Source organism: Nucisporomicrobium flavum, from assembly GCF_016464385.1.
Classification (GTDB): Bacteria; Actinomycetota; Actinomycetes; order Mycobacteriales; family Micromonosporaceae; genus Actinoplanes; species Actinoplanes flavus_A.
Genome location: NZ_JADMLH010000019.1, coordinates 113,160 through 129,012, shown reverse-complemented (window position 1 = coordinate 129,012; position 15,853 = coordinate 113,160). Strand labels below are relative to the sequence as shown.

18 protein-coding genes and 4 tRNA genes are annotated in these 15,853 nt (G+C 69.2%); 18 read left to right on the top strand and 4 right to left on the bottom strand.

Annotated features, from left to right (window positions below; genetic code table 11):
• Positions 1-33 precede the first annotated feature (33 nt).
• Positions 34-1,044, bottom strand: coding sequence for an LLM class flavin-dependent oxidoreductase (locus IT780_RS33670; protein WP_199515859.1), 1,011 nt, complete (start codon positions 1,042-1,044; stop codon positions 34-36).
• Between the two features lie 126 nt (positions 1,045-1,170).
• Between IT780_RS33670 and IT780_RS33665 the strand changes: the two genes are divergently transcribed.
• On the top strand, positions 1,171-1,773 hold the full coding sequence (locus tag IT780_RS33665; RefSeq protein WP_199515858.1) for a class I SAM-dependent methyltransferase: 603 nt from the start codon (positions 1,171-1,173) through the stop codon (positions 1,771-1,773).
• A gap of 160 nt (positions 1,774-1,933) precedes the next feature.
• Here IT780_RS33665 and IT780_RS33660 read toward each other — a convergent pair whose 3' ends face one another.
• Positions 1,934-2,218, bottom strand: coding sequence for a hypothetical protein (locus tag IT780_RS33660; protein ID WP_199515857.1), 285 nt, complete (start codon positions 2,216-2,218; stop codon positions 1,934-1,936).
• 986 nt (positions 2,219-3,204) lie between these two features.
• Positions 3,205-3,285, bottom strand: a tRNA-Tyr gene (locus IT780_RS33655).
• 150 nt (positions 3,286-3,435) lie between these two features.
• On the opposite strand from IT780_RS33655, the gene IT780_RS33650 reads away from it, so the two are divergent.
• Positions 3,436-3,930 (top strand): YajQ family cyclic di-GMP-binding protein, encoded by a 495-nt coding sequence (locus IT780_RS33650; RefSeq protein WP_199515856.1) that lies wholly within the window; start codon positions 3,436-3,438, stop codon positions 3,928-3,930.
• A gap of 63 nt (positions 3,931-3,993) precedes the next feature.
• Entirely contained in the window at positions 3,994-4,803 is an 810-nt protein-coding gene (locus tag IT780_RS33645; RefSeq protein WP_199515855.1) for a sulfurtransferase, read from the top strand.
• Between the two features lie 148 nt (positions 4,804-4,951).
• On the opposite strand, the gene IT780_RS33640 is transcribed toward IT780_RS33645, so the two are convergent.
• On the bottom strand, positions 4,952-5,347 hold the full coding sequence (locus IT780_RS33640) for a hypothetical protein (RefSeq protein WP_199515854.1): 396 nt from the start codon (positions 5,345-5,347) through the stop codon (positions 4,952-4,954).
• Positions 5,348-5,606: 259 nt separating this feature from the next.
• On the opposite strand from IT780_RS33640, the gene IT780_RS33635 reads away from it, so the two are divergent.
• From IT780_RS33635 to rplL, 15 genes are all read left to right on the top strand, one after another.
• On the top strand, positions 5,607-5,762 hold the full coding sequence (locus IT780_RS33635) for a hypothetical protein (RefSeq protein WP_199515853.1): 156 nt from the start codon (positions 5,607-5,609) through the stop codon (positions 5,760-5,762).
• 55 nt (positions 5,763-5,817) lie between these two features.
• The gene (locus tag IT780_RS33630) at positions 5,818-8,346 is read left to right on the top strand and encodes a putative bifunctional diguanylate cyclase/phosphodiesterase (protein WP_199515852.1); all 2,529 of its coding nucleotides are present in this window, start codon (positions 5,818-5,820) and stop codon (positions 8,344-8,346) included.
• Positions 8,347-8,727: 381 nt separating this feature from the next.
• Positions 8,728-8,803: transfer RNA gene (locus IT780_RS33625), tRNA-Thr, on the top strand.
• A gap of 46 nt (positions 8,804-8,849) precedes the next feature.
• A tRNA-Met gene (locus IT780_RS33620) sits at positions 8,850-8,922 on the top strand.
• A gap of 125 nt (positions 8,923-9,047) precedes the next feature.
• Positions 9,048-9,215 carry a 50S ribosomal protein L33 gene (gene rpmG, locus IT780_RS33615; RefSeq protein WP_015618978.1) on the top strand — a complete coding sequence of 56 codons (168 nt, stop codon included), beginning with the start codon at positions 9,048-9,050 and terminating at the stop codon, positions 9,213-9,215.
• Positions 9,216-9,513: 298 nt separating this feature from the next.
• On the top strand, positions 9,514-9,960 hold the full coding sequence (locus tag IT780_RS33610; protein ID WP_199515851.1) for a MaoC family dehydratase N-terminal domain-containing protein: 447 nt from the start codon (positions 9,514-9,516) through the stop codon (positions 9,958-9,960).
• A 2-nt stretch (positions 9,961-9,962) separates the two neighbouring features.
• Positions 9,963-10,358, top strand: coding sequence for a MaoC family dehydratase (locus IT780_RS33605; RefSeq protein WP_199515850.1), 396 nt, complete (start codon positions 9,963-9,965; stop codon positions 10,356-10,358).
• Between the two features lie 102 nt (positions 10,359-10,460).
• Positions 10,461-10,533: transfer RNA gene (locus tag IT780_RS33600), tRNA-Trp, on the top strand.
• A gap of 115 nt (positions 10,534-10,648) precedes the next feature.
• Entirely contained in the window at positions 10,649-11,017 is a 369-nt protein-coding gene (secE, locus tag IT780_RS33595) for a preprotein translocase subunit SecE (RefSeq protein WP_199515849.1), read from the top strand.
• A 54-nt stretch (positions 11,018-11,071) separates the two neighbouring features.
• On the top strand, positions 11,072-11,797 hold the full coding sequence (nusG, locus tag IT780_RS33590; RefSeq protein ID WP_199515848.1) for a transcription termination/antitermination protein NusG: 726 nt from the start codon (positions 11,072-11,074) through the stop codon (positions 11,795-11,797).
• A 77-nt stretch (positions 11,798-11,874) separates the two neighbouring features.
• Positions 11,875-12,588, top strand: a complete 714-nt coding sequence (rplA, locus tag IT780_RS33585) for a 50S ribosomal protein L1 (RefSeq protein ID WP_199515847.1) — start codon at positions 11,875-11,877, stop codon at positions 12,586-12,588.
• A gap of 67 nt (positions 12,589-12,655) precedes the next feature.
• On the top strand, positions 12,656-13,402 hold the full coding sequence (locus IT780_RS33580; protein WP_199515846.1) for an ATP-binding cassette domain-containing protein: 747 nt from the start codon (positions 12,656-12,658) through the stop codon (positions 13,400-13,402).
• A complete protein-coding gene (locus IT780_RS33575; protein ID WP_199515845.1) occupies positions 13,399-14,091 on the top strand; it encodes a hypothetical protein in 693 nt (230 codons plus the stop codon). The genes IT780_RS33580 and IT780_RS33575 overlap by 4 nt, the downstream gene beginning before the upstream one ends.
• Before the next feature lie 584 nt (positions 14,092-14,675).
• Positions 14,676-15,221 (top strand): 50S ribosomal protein L10, encoded by a 546-nt coding sequence (gene rplJ / locus IT780_RS33570; protein WP_199515844.1) that lies wholly within the window; start codon positions 14,676-14,678, stop codon positions 15,219-15,221.
• 57 nt (positions 15,222-15,278) lie between these two features.
• Positions 15,279-15,665, top strand: coding sequence for a 50S ribosomal protein L7/L12 (rplL, locus tag IT780_RS33565; protein ID WP_199515843.1), 387 nt, complete (start codon positions 15,279-15,281; stop codon positions 15,663-15,665).
• Positions 15,666-15,853: the final 188 nt, after the last annotated feature.

Here is a 15,853-nt window from a genome sequence, read left to right as displayed (position 1 = left end):
GGCCGGCGTGCCGCGGGCCGTGATGTGGATAAGTCAGAGGCCCCAGGCCTTGGCGATCCGGGCCAGCGAGTCCCGCCGGGTGGCCGGGTCGTACACCGTGCCGGCGAGGATCAACTCGGCGGCGCCGGTGCGTTCGACCAGCGCGTCCAGCCCGGCCACGACCTCGTCGGCCGTCCCCGCGTACTGCGTGCCGGGAAGCTGGTCGAGCACGGCCCGGTCCAGATCGGACAGCTCACGCGTCGCGGCGGTCTCGGGCGACACGATCGGGCCCAGCCGTCCCGTACGCAGGCTCAAAGCCATGATCCGGCTCGGGCCGGCCAGGAACTGCGCCTCCTCGGTCGTCTCCGCGGCGATCACCGAGGCACTGATCATCAGGTGCGGCTCGGGGAATCGCGGCGACGGCTTGAACCCCGTCCGGTACAGGCGCGCGGCGGTGTCCACATCGGAACTCATGGCGAAGTGGTACGCGTAACAGAAAGGCAGCCCGAGCGCGGCAGCCACCTGAGCCCCGTACGTCGACGACCCGAGCATCCACACCTCGGGGTAACTCGCGGGCGCGGGCGTGGCCTTGAGCCGCTCGATCCGCTCCGGCGCGACCCGGTCGTCGCCGAGCAGCGCCAGCACCATGCCGAGGTGGTCGGGGAACTGCTCGACCGTCAGATGCGGCGACACCCCGCGAAGAGCGGTGGCGGTGGCCTGATCGGTGCCGGGCGCCCGCCCGATGCCGAGGTCGATCCGGCCCGGGTGCAGCGCCTCCAGCAGCGCGAACTGCTCGGCCACCACGAACGGCATGTGGTTGGGCAGCATCACGCCCCCGGAACCGACCCGGATCCGCTGCGTGCTCGCCGCCACGTGAGCGATGAGCACGGGAGGAGAGGTCGACGCCACGGCCGGCATGTTGTGATGCTCAGCCACCCAGAACCTCGAATACCCGAGCTCGTCGGCGGCCCGGGCGATCTCCGTCGTGCCCCGGAGAGCATCGGCACTGTCGTGACCCTCACGCACGGTGGCAAGGTCAAGGACGGACAAAGGTACGCGACTCACCCGCCGACCGTAGCTCGACGCGTACCCCCGGCAGGCGGCACGGACCGCATGACCTTCGCCACGTTCCCCAGCCCGTCAAGCGCGACATCCGCCGCCCGGTGAGCCACCCTGAGGAGGGAGGTATCGATGAGCTACGACGACGTGGTCAGCAGCCTGAGAACCATCTACGACGCGCGCGCCGCCCAACGCGAGGCGACGGCGAAACAATCGTGGAAGCTGGAGGAGCGCGGCGCGTTCCTGGACCGCCTCCAAGCCATCGAGGCGAACACCCTGCTGGACCTGGGAGCGGGCACAGGCCAGGACAGCGCCTACTTCGCGGACCAGGGCCTCAAGGTCACCGCCGTGGACATCGCACCCGAACACGTCGCCCGCTGCCGCGAAAAAGGCCTGACAGCAGAGGTACGCGACGTCCTCCACCTCGGCTTCGCCCCAGCGGCCTTCGACGCGGTGTGGTCACTGAACTGCCTGCTCCACGTACCCGACAAAACCCTGCCCGCCGCCTTCCGTGCCGTACGCGAAGTCCTCAAGCCGGGCGGCCTGTTCTTCGTCGGCCTATACGGAGGAGCAGACTCGGAAGGCATCATGGAGGAAGACGGCCGCTTCTTCGCATTCCGCTCGGACGAAAGCCTCCTCCGTTACGCCTCAGAAGCATTCGACCTGGTCGACTTCCACACCATCGACCACGGCTTCCACTTCCAGGCCCTGACCCTCGCCCGCCCCCTCCCGTAGAACGGCGAGGTCCCGGCGCCAGGTCAGGTGCAGACCCTTCCCGACGGCCACGGTCGCCCCGACGAAATGCGGATCGCCGGCGCCGACGACCCGGCTCATCCGGGATCGTCGCGCCGGCCCGACACGACGCCGCGGCCGTAAAGAGGAACGAGGACGGCCTCTACTGGACCTTGTCCAGCCTTTCCAGGAACTGCCTCCACTGTTCAGACGCGGAGTCTCCGTATTGCTGCTGTGCAGTCGCCCAGTTGGTCATGATCCAGGCTGCCAAGCCTTCTCGAACATGGCCGTTTCCAGGGGGCAAGACTGCGACAACCTTCTTCCAGAGCGCGAGAATCTGTTCCGACCCGTCGTGCACCGATATGGTGCCGTCGTCAATGCCGTGCTGTAATTCGCCTATTCTTTCAAATAATATCGACAAAGCGTTTGTGTCCATCGGGATTCCCATGCGTGTCGTGAACCTCCTTCCGCCGGGCGTGGCTGAACGTCGATCAGCTCAGTCCGTCGTGGAGCTCAGGGGATTTCTGCCCGCTCTTCTTGGCGCAATCCGGGCATAGCTTCGCGCTCCAGCTGCCCGTGTGCCTGGCTTTGCACTTCTCGCACACCAGATCTTGTGGCCGTGCCATCGCATGCCTCCCGAAGTCGGTGCGGTTCTTGCGGACGATGTTGCGTGAAAACTTCGCTCGCGAATCTGTCAACGATTTTCATACTCTCACGAATAAGACGAAATTAGTCGATCCGGTTCAAGATTTTCGCTACGAATTCCGTGCCCGCATTTCCGCAAGGCCGAATTCGCGTTAGCTGCTGAGGGAGGAGCCTCGGGCTTTTCCCCTGCCGGGGCAGCGACAAGGCACCCTGTGATCACTTTTCGGGCAGCGCGGCGAGAGGTCGAGTGGCCTAAAGTGGCCTCAGCTGGCCGCCGTAATGGCCCGCTGATGGCCCGAATCCTGGGCTAACTCGGTCCGCCGCCGCCGAGGCCAGGGGACACCAGCACCCGCGCCGTGCCCTCGGTCTGGCAGCTCAGTCCTTGCCGGGGAAGCGAGGACAAGGGGGACGCTGGAGACAAAACGCCGGTGATCTCTCCATCGACGTGATGACGACGATGTCTGATCCCGCGAACGCGTCTACCTTCCCGGGCCCGTTGGCGTACCCGATCGCGGCGGCTCCGGCACAGCGGGCCGCTTCGATGTCGGAGAGCGTCGGCCACCGACCCGCATCGGCTCTCCTCGTGTACCAGCGGATCGAGTTCGCGCATCTGGGAACGATCTCAGGTCCGGGCGTGCCTCCGGCAGAGGTCTCGGGCTTCTGGGATGGTGGCCGCCCTCCCGCCCACAGCCACTGGCAACGAGCCGGACTCGGCTGGATCGAGCTGGACTCGACGAAAACGGCCCCGGAGCGCGTTTCCGCAGCTCACGGGGCCGTTCTGCTTGCCTGTGGCGGGTAGAGGATTCGAACCTCTGTAGCTTTCGCGACGGATTTACAGTCCGCTCCCATTGGCCGCTCGGGCAACCCGCCTGGGCATGGCCGCCACGGTTTCCCGCGGCAGCGAACAACAGGATAGCCATACCGTCGGCCGGATCCACAACCGGGTACGGTCGGCATGTCGGGGGCCCTTGCGCGGCCTCCGCGGACATCGATACGTGGCCCAGCAGCAGGAGTCTGATCATGGCAGCCAGCCCGTCGTTCGACATCGTGAGCAAGGTCGACGGCCAGGAGGTGGACAACGCCTTCCACCAGGCGGAGAAGGAGCTCGGCACCCGGTTCGACTTCCGGGGGACCGGCACCTCCATCGCGAAGTCGGGGGATAACGGCGTCTCCATCACGTCGGAGACCGAGGAGCGGGTTTCCGCCGCGCTGGAGGTTTTCAAGGAGAAGCTGGTCAAGCGGAACATCTCGCTGAAGTCGCTGGAGGCGGGCGAGCCGCGGCAGTCCGGGAAGACCTACAAGATCGACTGCAAGGTGATCGAGGGGATCGAGACGGACAAGGCGAAGGCGATCAGCAAGAAGATCCGCGACGAGGGCCCGAAGGGTGTGCAGGCGCAGATCCAGGGCGATCAGCTGCGGGTCACCGGCAAGAAGCGCGACGACCTGCAGGCCGTGATCGCCCTGCTCAAGGCCGAGGACTTCGGCGTCGCCCTGCAGTTCACCAACTACCGCTGACAAACGCGAAGTCGCGCTGCGAGAAGCCGCGGTCAGCGGACGGAAGAGGGATAGGGGAGCGGCGTGATCGGTCCGGTCGTCGACGTGCAGTGGCTGCAGGAGCACCGGGACCGGGTGGTGCTCGCCGACGTGCGCTGGTATCTCGACGGCCGCTCCGGCCGTGAAGCGTACGAGAAGGGTCATCTGCCGGGCGCGGTCTTCGTCGATCTGGACCGCTGGCTGGCCCGGCACGCCTCTCCGGCCGACGGCCGGCATCCCCTTCCCGATCCCGAGGTCTTCGCCCAGGGCATGGCCGCTGCGGGCATCGGCGACGACAGAACCGTGATCGCGTACGACGACGCCGGCGGAGTGATCGCGGCGCGGCTCGTGTGGATGCTGCGCGCCACGGACCATGACGCCGCGCTGCTGGACGGCGGGCTCACCGCGTACGAGGGAGAGCTGGTGAGCGGCCCGACCAGCCCAGCCCCCGCGGTCTTCACGCCCCGGCCGTGGCCGGACGACCGGCTGGCCGACATCGACGATGCCGCGACGGGCGCCGCCGTGGTGCTGGATGCCCGCGACCCTGCCCGCTTCCGCGGCGACACCGAGCCGGTGGATCCGCGACCGGGTCACATCCCCGGCGCCCGCAGCCTCCCGTGCCGCGACAACCTCGACGAGACCGGGCGTTTCCTGCCCGTGGCGCAGCTCCGTGACCGTTTCGCCTCCGTCGGCGTACGCGAAGGCGCCGACGTCATCTCCTACTGCGGCTCGGGCGTCACCGCCTGCCACAACCTGCTCGCGCTGGAGCACGCGGGCCTCGGCGCGGGCCGCCTCTACCCGGGCTCCTGGTCCCAGTACAGCGCGACCGACCGCCCCGCCGCGACCGGCGACTGACCCGCCCGCCGGGACGGACCGCCCCGCCGCGACCGGCGACTGACTTCCCGGCGGCAGCCAGCGGCCAGCCACCGGCCGCGACCAGCGACTGACCGGCCCCGGCCGCGAACGGCGACGGGCCGGCGAGCGGCGGTGATCGCCCGGGGGATCAGTCCGGGCGACCGGCCAGCCCTCGAGCCGCGTCCGCCTGCCCCTCGTCGAACCCCTGGTACCCCGTCAGCTCGTGCTGCCGCACCTGGTCCTCGATCCAGCGGTTGTGCGACTCCCAGGCGGCCTGCTTGCTCGTACCCAGAGCCGCCCCGATCTGCGTCCAGGACGCCCCCGCGCCCCGCGCCGAACGGACCATCGCCTGGCGCCCGTACCCCGCCTTCCGGATGACCACCTCGCTCAGCGCGAGAAGCTCCAGGGTTTCCTCCCGCGTGAGCGGGGTGGCGTCACTGTCCTCCGTCATCGTGGCCAGCGCGTCACGCATCCTCAACTCGTCGTAACGCGTTGTGGCGGTGGAGAGGGTGTGCTGCTGCTCGAGTTCGTCGGGAGTGGTCATGTAAGTAGCCTTGTCGTCAAGACGCCTTGACGTCAAGGTCGCCTGACAGCACCATGCGAATTGGTCTCACATGTGCTCTTAAATCGGGCACAAAGCCGTCAATCATGTGGGCTGCGGCCGTGACAGCACCTCAGCCGTTCAGCCAAGATTTCGGGATGTGCGGCTTCGACCGGCGCACGGACGCTGTCTGACGTACTCAGCGTGTGGCACCATCATGGAACCCCCCCACCCGCGGTGTCTTTCTCGTACAGGAGCAAACATGTCTGCAAGGAAGCTGGGCCGCTTCGCAGGCTTGGTTTTCGTGCTCGCCGCGTTGATCGGTGGCGCCACCGCCGCCAACGCTGAGTACGGAACGGCGGGGGCCGGTGCGGAGCAGTCGGTGACTGCGATCCAGGCCGACTGGCACTGGGGCTGACCGCTCGTCCCAGGGTGCCTGCGCGCAGGACCGGTCCCATCGACTGAGGAGTGCGATGACTGGGCATCCGGCACGGCCGACGCGGTCGGCCCAGTACGCCTGGCTCATCACCAATCCGCTGGCGATGTTCGCGCTCGCCTGCGTCGCGTGGTTCTGGGTCAAAGAGCCCCATTGGTACGAGTCCTGGCTGGGCGGCCTGATCGCCACGGCCGGGCTCGTCCTCGCGAACGTCGGCGTCTTCAGCGTCGCGATCCGTAAGCAGAGCTTCTATGTGGTCGTCTCGGAGATCCCACTCGTTCTGGCGATCTTCTACTTGCCGCCTGTGATGGTTGTCCTGGCCGCCACGCTGGCGCCTCTGCTTCCCCAATTGCGTTCCCGCATCGGTTTCACCAAGGTCGCCTTCAACCTCGCCAAGTCGGCCGCCGCCACCTGCGCCGCTCTTCTGGTCGTGGCGGCGCTGCCGCCTATCCGCGGTGCCGGCCCCGGGACCTGGGGCATCCTCTTCTCAGCCGCCATGACGAGCGCCCTGGTGGCGTCGCTCGCCCTCGCGGCGGTCATGACCGTCATCCAAGGGTTGCAAGCGGGTCAGGAGACGTTCCGCGCCGGCCTGCCGACGCTCGTCACCGCCTCGATCAGCGTCGCGATCGGCTGCGTCTTCATCGTCGCGGTGGAGGCCACGCCCTGGGCGATCGTCCTGCTCTCCGTTCTGGTCGGGACGCTCGTTCTCGCGTACCGATATCTGGTCGGTTTTCTCCGCCAGCACCGGACCCTGGCTGACGTCTACGAGCTGACCCTCGCCGTCCAGGAGCACGGCAACGACGCCTCGCTCCCGGACGTCCTGCTCGGCCGCATCCGCGCCCTCATGCGAGCGGAGTACGCGACGATGTGGCTGCCGGCCAGCGGACGCCATCCCGAGGTCCAGCTGACCGCCCGCGTCGACGACAAGGGGCTGCTCGACCTCGCGGTCACCCCCGCGGCCATCCGGGAACGCGCCGTGGGCGGCCAGCACGCCGTCGCCGTCGGCAAGAACTTCGACGACAACGCCGACCTGCGCCCCGCGCTGCGGGAGAGCCGGCTCAAGGACATCATCGTCGTGCCCCTGCGCTCCGGGCAGACCACGATCGGTTCCATCGAGGTGGTCAACCGGCAGGGCGGCACCCTCACCTTCCGTCCCGCCGACGTCCAGGTGCTGCAGACGATCGCCGCGCACGCAGCGGTCGCGGTCGAGAATTCCCGCCTCGTCGAAAGGTTGCGCTACGACGCGTACCACGACCGGCTGACGTCGCTGCCCAACCGCCGGCGCATGACCGACGCCCTGGCCGAGTCCGTCAAGGTACGGGCGCCCGGCGAGGTCGTCGCGGTCATGCTGTTCGACGTGGACGGTCTTCGCGACGTCAACGAGTCCATGGGTCACGCGGCGGGCGACAAGCTGCTCGCCGAGGTCGCGCAGCGCCTGCGCAGCATCGCCGGACCGGGCGCCCTGGTGGGCCGGATCGGCGGCGACGAGTTCGTGGTCACGCTGCGTGCGGAAAGCACCGAGGAGACCGTACGGCTCGCCACCGAGATGCGGGAGCAGCTGCGTGGCCCCATGGTCGTCGGCTCCCTCACCCTCGACGTGGACACCGCCGCGGGCGTCGCCCTGCACCCCGACCACGGCGACGATCCCGATTCGCTGCTGCGCCGGTCCGAGCTCGCCGCCAACGCGGCCAAGGCGCTTCCGTACGGCGTGCAGCTCTTCCACCCGGCCCTCGAGTCCCGGGCGGTACGCCGCCTCGGCCTGGCCGCCGACCTCCGCCGCGCGCTCGACACGGGCCAGCTCGAGGTCCACTTCCAGCCCAAGGTCTCCATCCAGGACCGGCACCTCATCGGCGTCGAATGCCTCGCCCGCTGGCAGCACCCCGCGCACGGCGACGTTTCCCCGGAGGACTTCGTCGCGGTCGCCGAGCACACCGGCCAGCTGCACCGCCTCACCGAGGTGGTCCTCACCGCCGGCCTGCAGCACTGCCGGGAGTGGGCGGACGCCGGCCGGCCGCTGTCCATCGCGGTCAACCTGTCGGTCCGTACGCTCCTCGACCCCCGCTTCCCGGACCAGGTCCACGAGCTGCTCAAGCGGTACGCCATCCCGCCCGGCCAGATCACCTTCGAGATCTCCGAACCGGGCATGCTCGGCGAGATCGAACGCGCGCTCCCGACCCTCTACCGCCTGCGCGACCTCGGCGTACGCCTGGCAGTCGACGACTTCGGTACGGGCGCCTCTTCGCTCTCCTACCTGAGGCAGCTCCCGGTCCACGAAATCAAGATCGACGACAGCTTCGTCCAGGGCATGGCGACCGACTCGGGCGACCTGGCCATCGTGCGAGCTGTGATCGGCCTCGCCCGTGAGTTCGGCCTCACCGTGGTCGCCGAAGGCGTGGAGAGCGAACTCACCCTGGACCTCCTCGCCGAGCTGGGCTGCGAGATCGGCCAGGGCTACTTCTTCAGCCGCCCGCTGCCGGTGGAACGGCTGAACACCTGGCTGAGCGCCCAGACCGAGCCGGAAGAAACCCCCACCGGCGAGGTACGCCGCCTCCGCGCCGTCGGCTGACCGCGCCCCCGCCCTTCGCCGCTCCTGCGACCGCCAGCGCTACCCGCGCAGCTCCGCCGCCAGTTCCACCCCCGCAGCTCCGCCGGCCAGCTCCACCCGCGCAGCTCTGCCCACTTCGCTTCGCACTCGTCGGCCTGGTCGCGTCGCTCAGCCGACGTCGGCCTGTGTGCCGCTCGTCTTGGCCGCTTCCGATCCCTTCAACGTCGCCGTCCACAAGGCTTTCCGCGCGGCCGGCCACCCTGCCACGAGCCGCCCATCGCGCCGTCGAACCCGCCCGTCGAGGGGCGTGATCTGCGATGACGCCGCGCCGGGGTACCGATTTCACCTCGGCTGCGGGGCCGTGTAAGCTTCTGTCTGCGCAACAAGCGAGAGATCGCGCGCGCCCCCTTAGCTCAGTCGGCAGAGCGTCTCCATGGTAAGGAGAAGGTCTACGGTTCGATTCCGTAAGGGGGCTCCAACCGGGTTTGTGATCCGCCCTCAGGCGCTGGATTTCAGCCTGGCGCGGCGGTGTAGCTCAGATGGCAGAGCAAGCGGCTCATAATCGCTGTGTCGCCGGTTCAAGTCCGGCCACCGCTACTGTCCGGGACTAGTCCCGGATGCCGTACGACCCCGGGTGAACACCCGGCGTTTTGCATGTCCGCGTGGAAACCGTCTACGCTGGCATGCCGTATGTGAACCCGTGAGCAGGAAGGCACCCCGCCGTGGCCAAGGCGACCGACGTCCGTCCCAAGATCACCTTGGCGTGTACGGAGTGCAAGGAGCGCAACTACATCACGCGCAAGAACCGCCGCAACGACCCGGACCGCATCGAGCTGAAGAAGTTCTGCCCCCGGGACGGCCGGCACACCCTGCACCGCGAGACACGCTGAGCTGAGCCCCAAGAGATGGCGGCACCCCGATCCGGGGTAGCCGTCATTTCTGCGTTCCCCCAGCTCGCGTCGCGAACCCGCACATCCCGCCCGCACATCCCGCCCGCGCATCGCGCCCGCGCGTCACGGCCCCCGCATCCCGCCCAGGTCGCGTCCCCATGCACCCGCCCGCCCCGGCACCGCATTCACCCCTGCCGCCGTACCTATAGCTGCCGCTCGGCCGCCCACCCAGCCGCAGGAATTTGCGCTAAGCGTGCACCCTTCTGCCCGCCAAGGGCCCACAGGGTAGTTTCTGTTCATGCCCCTGGACCCTTCCTTCGCCGGCCGCAGCTGGCCGGCCACCGCCCCCTACCTGGTCGGGCGCGAGAAGATCCGTGAGTTCGCCACCGCGATCGGCGCCACCGACGCCGAATACCACGATCCGGAGGCGGCCCGCGCGGCCGGTTATCCGGATGTGGTCGCGCCGCCGACGTTTCCCGTGGTGATCACGATGGCCGCGAACCGGCAGATCCTTGCCGATCCGGCGCTCGGCCTGGACTACAGCCGGGTCGTGCACGGCGACCAGAAGTTCGCGTACACCCGGCCGGTGGTCGCCGGTGACGCCCTGGTCTGCGTGAACACCGTGGACGACATCACGTCGCGGGGCGGGCACGACTTCATCACCACCCGGACCGAGGTTTCCACCGAGGGCGGCGAGCCCGTGGTCACGGTCTGGTCCAAGCTCGTCCAGCGCGGGGAGGAATGATCATGGCTGAGGAGCTGCCCACCCAGACCTTCCGGGTGACCCGGGCCGATCTGATCCGGTACGCGGGTGCGTCCGGTGACTTCAACACGATCCACTGGAGTGACCGGATCGCGAAGAACGTCGGCCTGCCAGGGGTCATCGCGCACGGCATGTACACGATGGCGCTCGCCGGCCGGGCCGTGTCCATCTGGGCCGGCGCGCCCGACGCCGTGGTGGAGTACGGCGTCCGCTTCACCCGTCCCGTGCCCGTGCCCGACACCGACGAGGGCACCGAGGTGGTGGTCAGCGGCGTGATCAAGGAGGTCACCGACGACGGGCTGACCAAGATCGAGCTCACCGCGACCTGTCATGGCGAGAAGGTTCTGTCACTGGCCAGGGCTACCATCCGCAAGAGGTAGGCCCGGGTTGGGAATCACGCGGACCTACCCGTACACTGGTCCGCCGTGGGGTATTCGGCCCTGCCTTTCGCGTGCGAAAGGTCATGTGCCGGCTCCTCACGTAGGGGTGTAGCTCAATTGGCAGAGCAGCGGTCTCCAAAACCGCAGGCTGCAGGTTCAAGTCCTGTCACCCCTGCGCACCGACCCGTATCGGCCCGGCGGCGAACCGCCCGGCGCGGGCCGCCGGTACATCCGCGCGCCGCGTAGGGCGCTGATGCGACATCCACCGACCGACGACGGAAGAGGGCGAAGTGGCCGAGAGGAAGCGACCCGGTGACGACGCTGCAGGCGACCGCCCCGAGGACGAGGTGTTCGACGACGCAGTCGCCGACGATGACGCGGAGGCCGGCGAGCCGGTGACGCGGGGCGGCGGCACTGCCGTCCGTGAGCGCACCGAGAACGCCGACAAGCCCCGGTCGAAGGAAGGCCGTCGCGGTGGCCGCATCGGCGGTTTCTTCCGCGAGGTCGTCAGTGAGCTGCGTAAGGTCATCTGGCCGACCCGCAAGGAGTTGCTGACATACACGGCGGTCGTGATCGTGTTCGTCACTGTGATGACCGCGATCGTCGCCGTGCTGGACTACGGGTTCGGCAAGGGCATCCTGGCGTCCTTCGGCAACTGAAGCTGATAGGCGTCGTTCGGCAACTGAAGCTGATAGTTACGGAAGTGAGCAAGCGTGCCTGAGTACGACGACGAGACCGCCTTCTCCGCCGAGGAGCAGGCCTCGGTGGCGACGGCGGGCGACGCTGAGTCGGTCGAGGCCGCTGCTGAGCCCGCCGCCGAGGTGGCGGCGCCGGACGTGGACGAGGATTACGACCCGGTCGCCGAGCTGCGCCAGAAGCTGCGCTACGCCCCCGGTGACTGGTACGTGGTGCACTCCTACGCCGGTTACGAGAACAAGGTCAAGACCAACCTCGAGACCCGGATCACGAGCCTCGACATGGAGGACTTCATCTTCCAGGTCGAGGTGCCGACCCGCGAAGAGGTCGAGGTCAAGAACGGCAAGCGCAACCAGGTGCAGGCCAAGGTCTTCCCCGGGTACATCCTCGTCCGGATGGACCTGACCCCGGAGTCCTACTCCTGCGTGCGCAACACGCCGGGCGTGACGGGCTTCGTCGGCGCGACCGACCGGGTGGACCGCCCGGCGCCGCTGTCGCTCGACGAGGTGCTGAAGTGGCTGGCCCCGGCCGTGCAGGCCGAGGAGAAGAAGGCCAAGCCGGAGGTCAAGGTCCTCGACTTCGAGGTCGGCGACTCGGTCACCGTCACCGACGGCGCGTTCGCCTCGCTGCCGGCCTCGATCTCCGAGATCAACGCCGACCAGCAGAAGCTCAAGGTGCTGGTCTCCATCTTCGGCCGGGAGACGCCGGTCGAGCTGAACTTCAACCAGGTCGCCAAGATCTGATTGAGGCACCACCCCGAGTAAGTCGTGGGAGGGGCGCGCGTAGGTGCGCCCCGCCATCAACCACAGGAGTACGAGAAATGCAGCGCAGCAAGGCCTACCGCAAGGCCGCCGAGCAGATCGACGCCGCCAAGCTGTACGAGCCCACCGAGGCCGTGAAGCTGGCGAAGGACAGCAGCCCCACCAAGTTCGACGCCACGGTCGAGGTCGCCATGCGCCTCGGCGTCGACCCGCGCAAGGCGGACCAGATGGTCCGTGGCACGGTCAACCTGCCGCACGGCACCGGTAAGACCGCCCGCGTGATCGTCTTCGCCCAGGGCGCGAAGGCCGAGGAGGCCGTCGCGGCCGGCGCCGACGAGGTCGGCACCGACGAGCTGGTGGCCCGCATCCAGGGCGGCTGGCTGGACTTCGACGCCGCGATCGCCACCCCGGACCAGATGGCCAAGATCGGCCGTATCGCCCGGATCCTCGGCCCCCGCGGTCTCATGCCGAACCCGAAGACCGGCACGGTCACCATGGACGTGACCAAGGCCGTCTCGGACATCAAGGGCGGCAAGATCACGTTCCGCGTGGACAAGCACTCGAACCTGCACCTCATCATCGGCAAGGCCTCGTTCAGCGAGCAGCAGCTGGTGGAGAACTACGGCGCGGTGCTCGACGAGGTCCTGCGGGCCAAGCCGTCCGCCGCCAAGGGCAAGTACCTGAAGAAGGTCACGGTCAGCACCACCATGGGCCCCGGCGTGCCGGTCGACCCGAACGTGACCAAGGGCCTGGTAGGCAACACCGAGGCCTGATCCACGGTTATCCACAGGAGGCCCCCGGGGACACCCCGGGGGCCTTTCTCTGTGCAAGGCTGCCTGCGTGCGATTCGACCAGGTCCATTTCCGGTACGCGCGCAGGCTCCCGTGGACCCTGCAGGCGGTCGACGCCGAGGTGGCCCCGGGCCGGACGATCGTGGTCCTGGGCCGCAACGGCGCGGGCAAGTCCACTCTGCTCCAGCTCGCGGCGGGCGTCCTGCGGCCGAGTCGCGGCGCCGTGCGCGACCGGCCGGCCGTGGTGGGCTGGGTGCCGGAGCGGTTCCCGGCCGACCAGCCGTTCACCACTCAGCAGTATCTGACCGCCATGTCCGCGCTCCGCGGTCTGCGAGGCACGACCGAGGTGGACCGCTGGATCGAGCGGCTCGGCCTGGCCGAGCACCGTCACACCCGGCTGAGCGCGCTGTCCAAGGGCACGGCGCAGAAGGTCGGCCTCGCCCAGGCGCTGCTGCGCCCGCCCGGCCTGCTCGTGCTGGACGAGCCGTGGGAGGGACTCGACGCGCACGCCCGCACGCTGATCCCCGAGATCGTCACGGAGGTCACGGCGGCCGGGGGAGCGGTGCTGGTCAGCGATCACCGCGGCGAGATCGCCGGCCTCCCCGACGCGATCCGCTGGCGTGTCGCCGACGCCACCCTGAGCACCCACGCCGCGGTCACCGAGTCCGTCGGCGACCCTTCCGACGACGTGGTCATCGAGATCGCCGTCCGCCGGGCGGACGCCGAACGGGCGGTGGCCCGGCTGAGTGCCGACGGGCACCGCATCCTGGGCGTACGCGAGGAGCAGCCGCGATGACATCCCTGGTCCGCATGCGCCTCGGAGGCTTCGTCCGCAGCGGCCGGATCCTCGCCCCGCTGATCGCCGGCATGGTCGTGCTGGGCGTCATCCACGGCGGGGGGAAGTCGGCAGCCGCCCCGGCGTACGGCTACTCCGCCGTCATGTTCTTCCCCGTGTTCGCCTGGCTGACCAAGTTGCTCCTCGACGCCGAGCCCGACGTCCAGCGCCGCCTCGCCCGCGTCGCCGTGGGCCCGGCGCGGGAGGCCGCGGCCGGAGCCCTCGCCGCTGCGGCCGTGGGCTCGGTGTTCTGCCTGGTCGCGATCGTGGCGCCGCTGCCGCTCGGAGCGATACGGGGCCCGGAGCCCGGGGAACCGTCCATGGCAGCGGGCATCGGTCTCGGCGTCCTGGCGCACCTGCTCTCGCTGGCCGCCGGCGTCGGGCTGGGTGCGCTGGCGAGCCGGGCCGTGACCCGGAGCGTCCGGGCCGGCATCACCGTGCTCGTCACCGGCGCCGTGCTCGGAGTGGTCCTGGGCCTCCAAGGCTCCATCGCGCCCTGGCTCGTACCCCCGCTCATGGCAACCGCTCGTGCGCTCGCTGCCGTACCGCTGCCGCCGGCCGGGGACCTCTGGCTCCTCAGCGGCTGGACGATCCTCTGGTGCACTGCCGTCTTCACCGCGTACGCCTGGCTCCGCCGAAGCCGCAGCTGACCCGGACCCCGCACCGCCGGTCGAGCCGGGAGCGCCAGCGCGGCGCCGGGGAGTGGGGCGTTGAGCCGCCGGTCGAGCCGGGAGCGTGCGCGGCGGCCAGGATGGCGCGGTGAGCCGCCGGTCGAGGCGGCAGCGCATGCGCGGCGCCCGGGAGGGGGCGGGTCAGGTTGGCGAAGCGGCCCGCCCCCGGCCGGGGTGCAAGGGCCGTGGCAGGGCGAGGGGCCGTCGGCCTGCAGCGCGAGGCGTCCGTTCCGCCGTCAGAGCGGTGCCGGGCGGAACCGCCGGCAGGTGGCGGGCAAGGTCGATTTGGTCTGGCGCGCTCGGCCGCGTAGTCTTTCTTCTCGAAGTTCCACCCACAGACCGCTGGTTACCGCAGCCCCACAGCCCGACACTTCGTCGGAGCTCGAGGCCGCGGCCGAAGGTCCCGCAACAAGCGGGCGGCCCGCGCAGGGGAGAACGGTTCGTGATCATGCCGGCGCCCGCGTGCGCCCATGTCCCGCCCCGTGCGCCCTGCGCCGGGGCGTTTCTCGTGTTCGGGTCCCGCAAGCATCACCCAGCGGCTCTTGAGCAACGAGAGGAGGGACATGGCGGACAAGCCGGTCCGGGCCGACAAGGCCACTGCCGTCGCCGAGCTCACGGAGCATTTCCGTAACTCGGCGGCCACCGTGTTGACCGAGTACCGCGGCCTGACGGTCGCTGAGCTCACCGCGCTGCGGCGCTCGCTCGGTGCAGACACGAAGTACTCCGTGTCGAAGAACACGCTCGCGAAGCGGGCGGCCAGCGACGCGGGCATCGAGGGTCTCGACGCGCTCTTCGCCGGTCCTACCGCGCTCGCCTTCGTCACCGGTGACCCGGTCGAGGCGGCCAAGGGCCTTCGGGCCTTCGCCCGCACCAACCCGGCCCTGGTGATCAAGGGCGGCGTCTTCGAGGGCAAGGCCATCTCGGCCGAGGAGGTTGGCAAGATCGCCGACCTCGAGCCTCGCGAGGTGCTGCTGGCCAAGCTGGCCGGCGCCATGAAGGGCAACCTGACCAAGGCCGCGGGCACGTTCCAGGCCCCGCTCGCCCAGGTCGCACGTCTGGCGGCTGCTCTGCAGGACAAGCGCGCGCAGGACGGTTCCGCCGCGGCCTGACACAGGCCCGCGCGGAGTTCGACTTACATCTTCAGTTACAACGAAAGGTTGCCAGACATGGCGAAGCTCAGCACCGACGAGCTGCTCGACGCGTTCAAGGAGATGACGCTGATCGAGCTGTCCGAGTTCGTGAAGCAGTTCGAAGAGGTCTTCGAGGTCACCGCCGCGGCGCCGGTCGCCGTTGCGGCTGCCGTCCCGGGTGGCGGCGACGCTGCCCCGGCCGAGGCCGAGAAGGACTCCTTCGACGTCGTCCTCGAGTCGGACGGTGGCAAGAAGATCCAGGTCATCAAGGTCGTGCGTGAGCTGACCGGCCTGGGCCTCAAGGAGGCCAAGGACACCGTCGAGAGCGCCCCGAAGGCGATCCTCGAGGGCGTCAACAAGGAGAAGGCCGAGGAGGCCAAGGCCAAGCTCGAGGGTGAGGGCGCCAAGGTCACCCTCAAGTGACCTGACGCTTCATCGCTTTTCCTCGCCGCAGGCGGGGGCTCTCCGGAGCCCCCGCCTGCGCGGCTTTTCCGGCCCGGATCGGCGGGCAGGCGGCCGACCGAGCCCTAAAAGCCCAGGTCAGCAAGGTGGCGGCGAGAGGTCGGAAGGTTGACGGACGAAAGCCGCTAACCGCTTCTTTTCCTGCGTTA

Excerpts from the sequence above, each read along its gene's own strand:
- IT780_RS33665 (WP_199515858.1), top strand. The coding sequence starts at position 1,171 with ATGAGCTACGACGACGTGGTCAGCAGCCTGAGAACCATCTACGACGCG.
- IT780_RS33660 (WP_199515857.1), bottom strand. The coding sequence starts at position 2,218 with ATGGGAATCCCGATGGACACAAACGCTTTGTCGATATTATTTGAAAGA.
- IT780_RS33650 (WP_199515856.1), top strand. The coding sequence starts at position 3,436 with ATGGCAGCCAGCCCGTCGTTCGACATCGTGAGCAAGGTCGACGGCCAG.
- IT780_RS33640 (WP_199515854.1), bottom strand. The coding sequence starts at position 5,347 with ATGACCACTCCCGACGAACTCGAGCAGCAGCACACCCTCTCCACCGCC.
- IT780_RS33635 (WP_199515853.1), top strand. The coding sequence starts at position 5,607 with ATGTCTGCAAGGAAGCTGGGCCGCTTCGCAGGCTTGGTTTTCGTGCTC.
- IT780_RS33630 (WP_199515852.1), top strand. The coding sequence starts at position 5,818 with ATGACTGGGCATCCGGCACGGCCGACGCGGTCGGCCCAGTACGCCTGG.
- IT780_RS33610 (WP_199515851.1), top strand. The coding sequence starts at position 9,514 with ATGCCCCTGGACCCTTCCTTCGCCGGCCGCAGCTGGCCGGCCACCGCC.
- IT780_RS33605 (WP_199515850.1), top strand. The coding sequence starts at position 9,963 with ATGGCTGAGGAGCTGCCCACCCAGACCTTCCGGGTGACCCGGGCCGAT.
- rplA (WP_199515847.1), top strand. The coding sequence starts at position 11,875 with ATGCAGCGCAGCAAGGCCTACCGCAAGGCCGCCGAGCAGATCGACGCC.
- IT780_RS33575 (WP_199515845.1), top strand. The coding sequence starts at position 13,399 with ATGACATCCCTGGTCCGCATGCGCCTCGGAGGCTTCGTCCGCAGCGGC.
- rplJ (WP_199515844.1), top strand. The coding sequence starts at position 14,676 with ATGGCGGACAAGCCGGTCCGGGCCGACAAGGCCACTGCCGTCGCCGAG.
- rplL (WP_199515843.1), top strand. The coding sequence starts at position 15,279 with ATGGCGAAGCTCAGCACCGACGAGCTGCTCGACGCGTTCAAGGAGATG.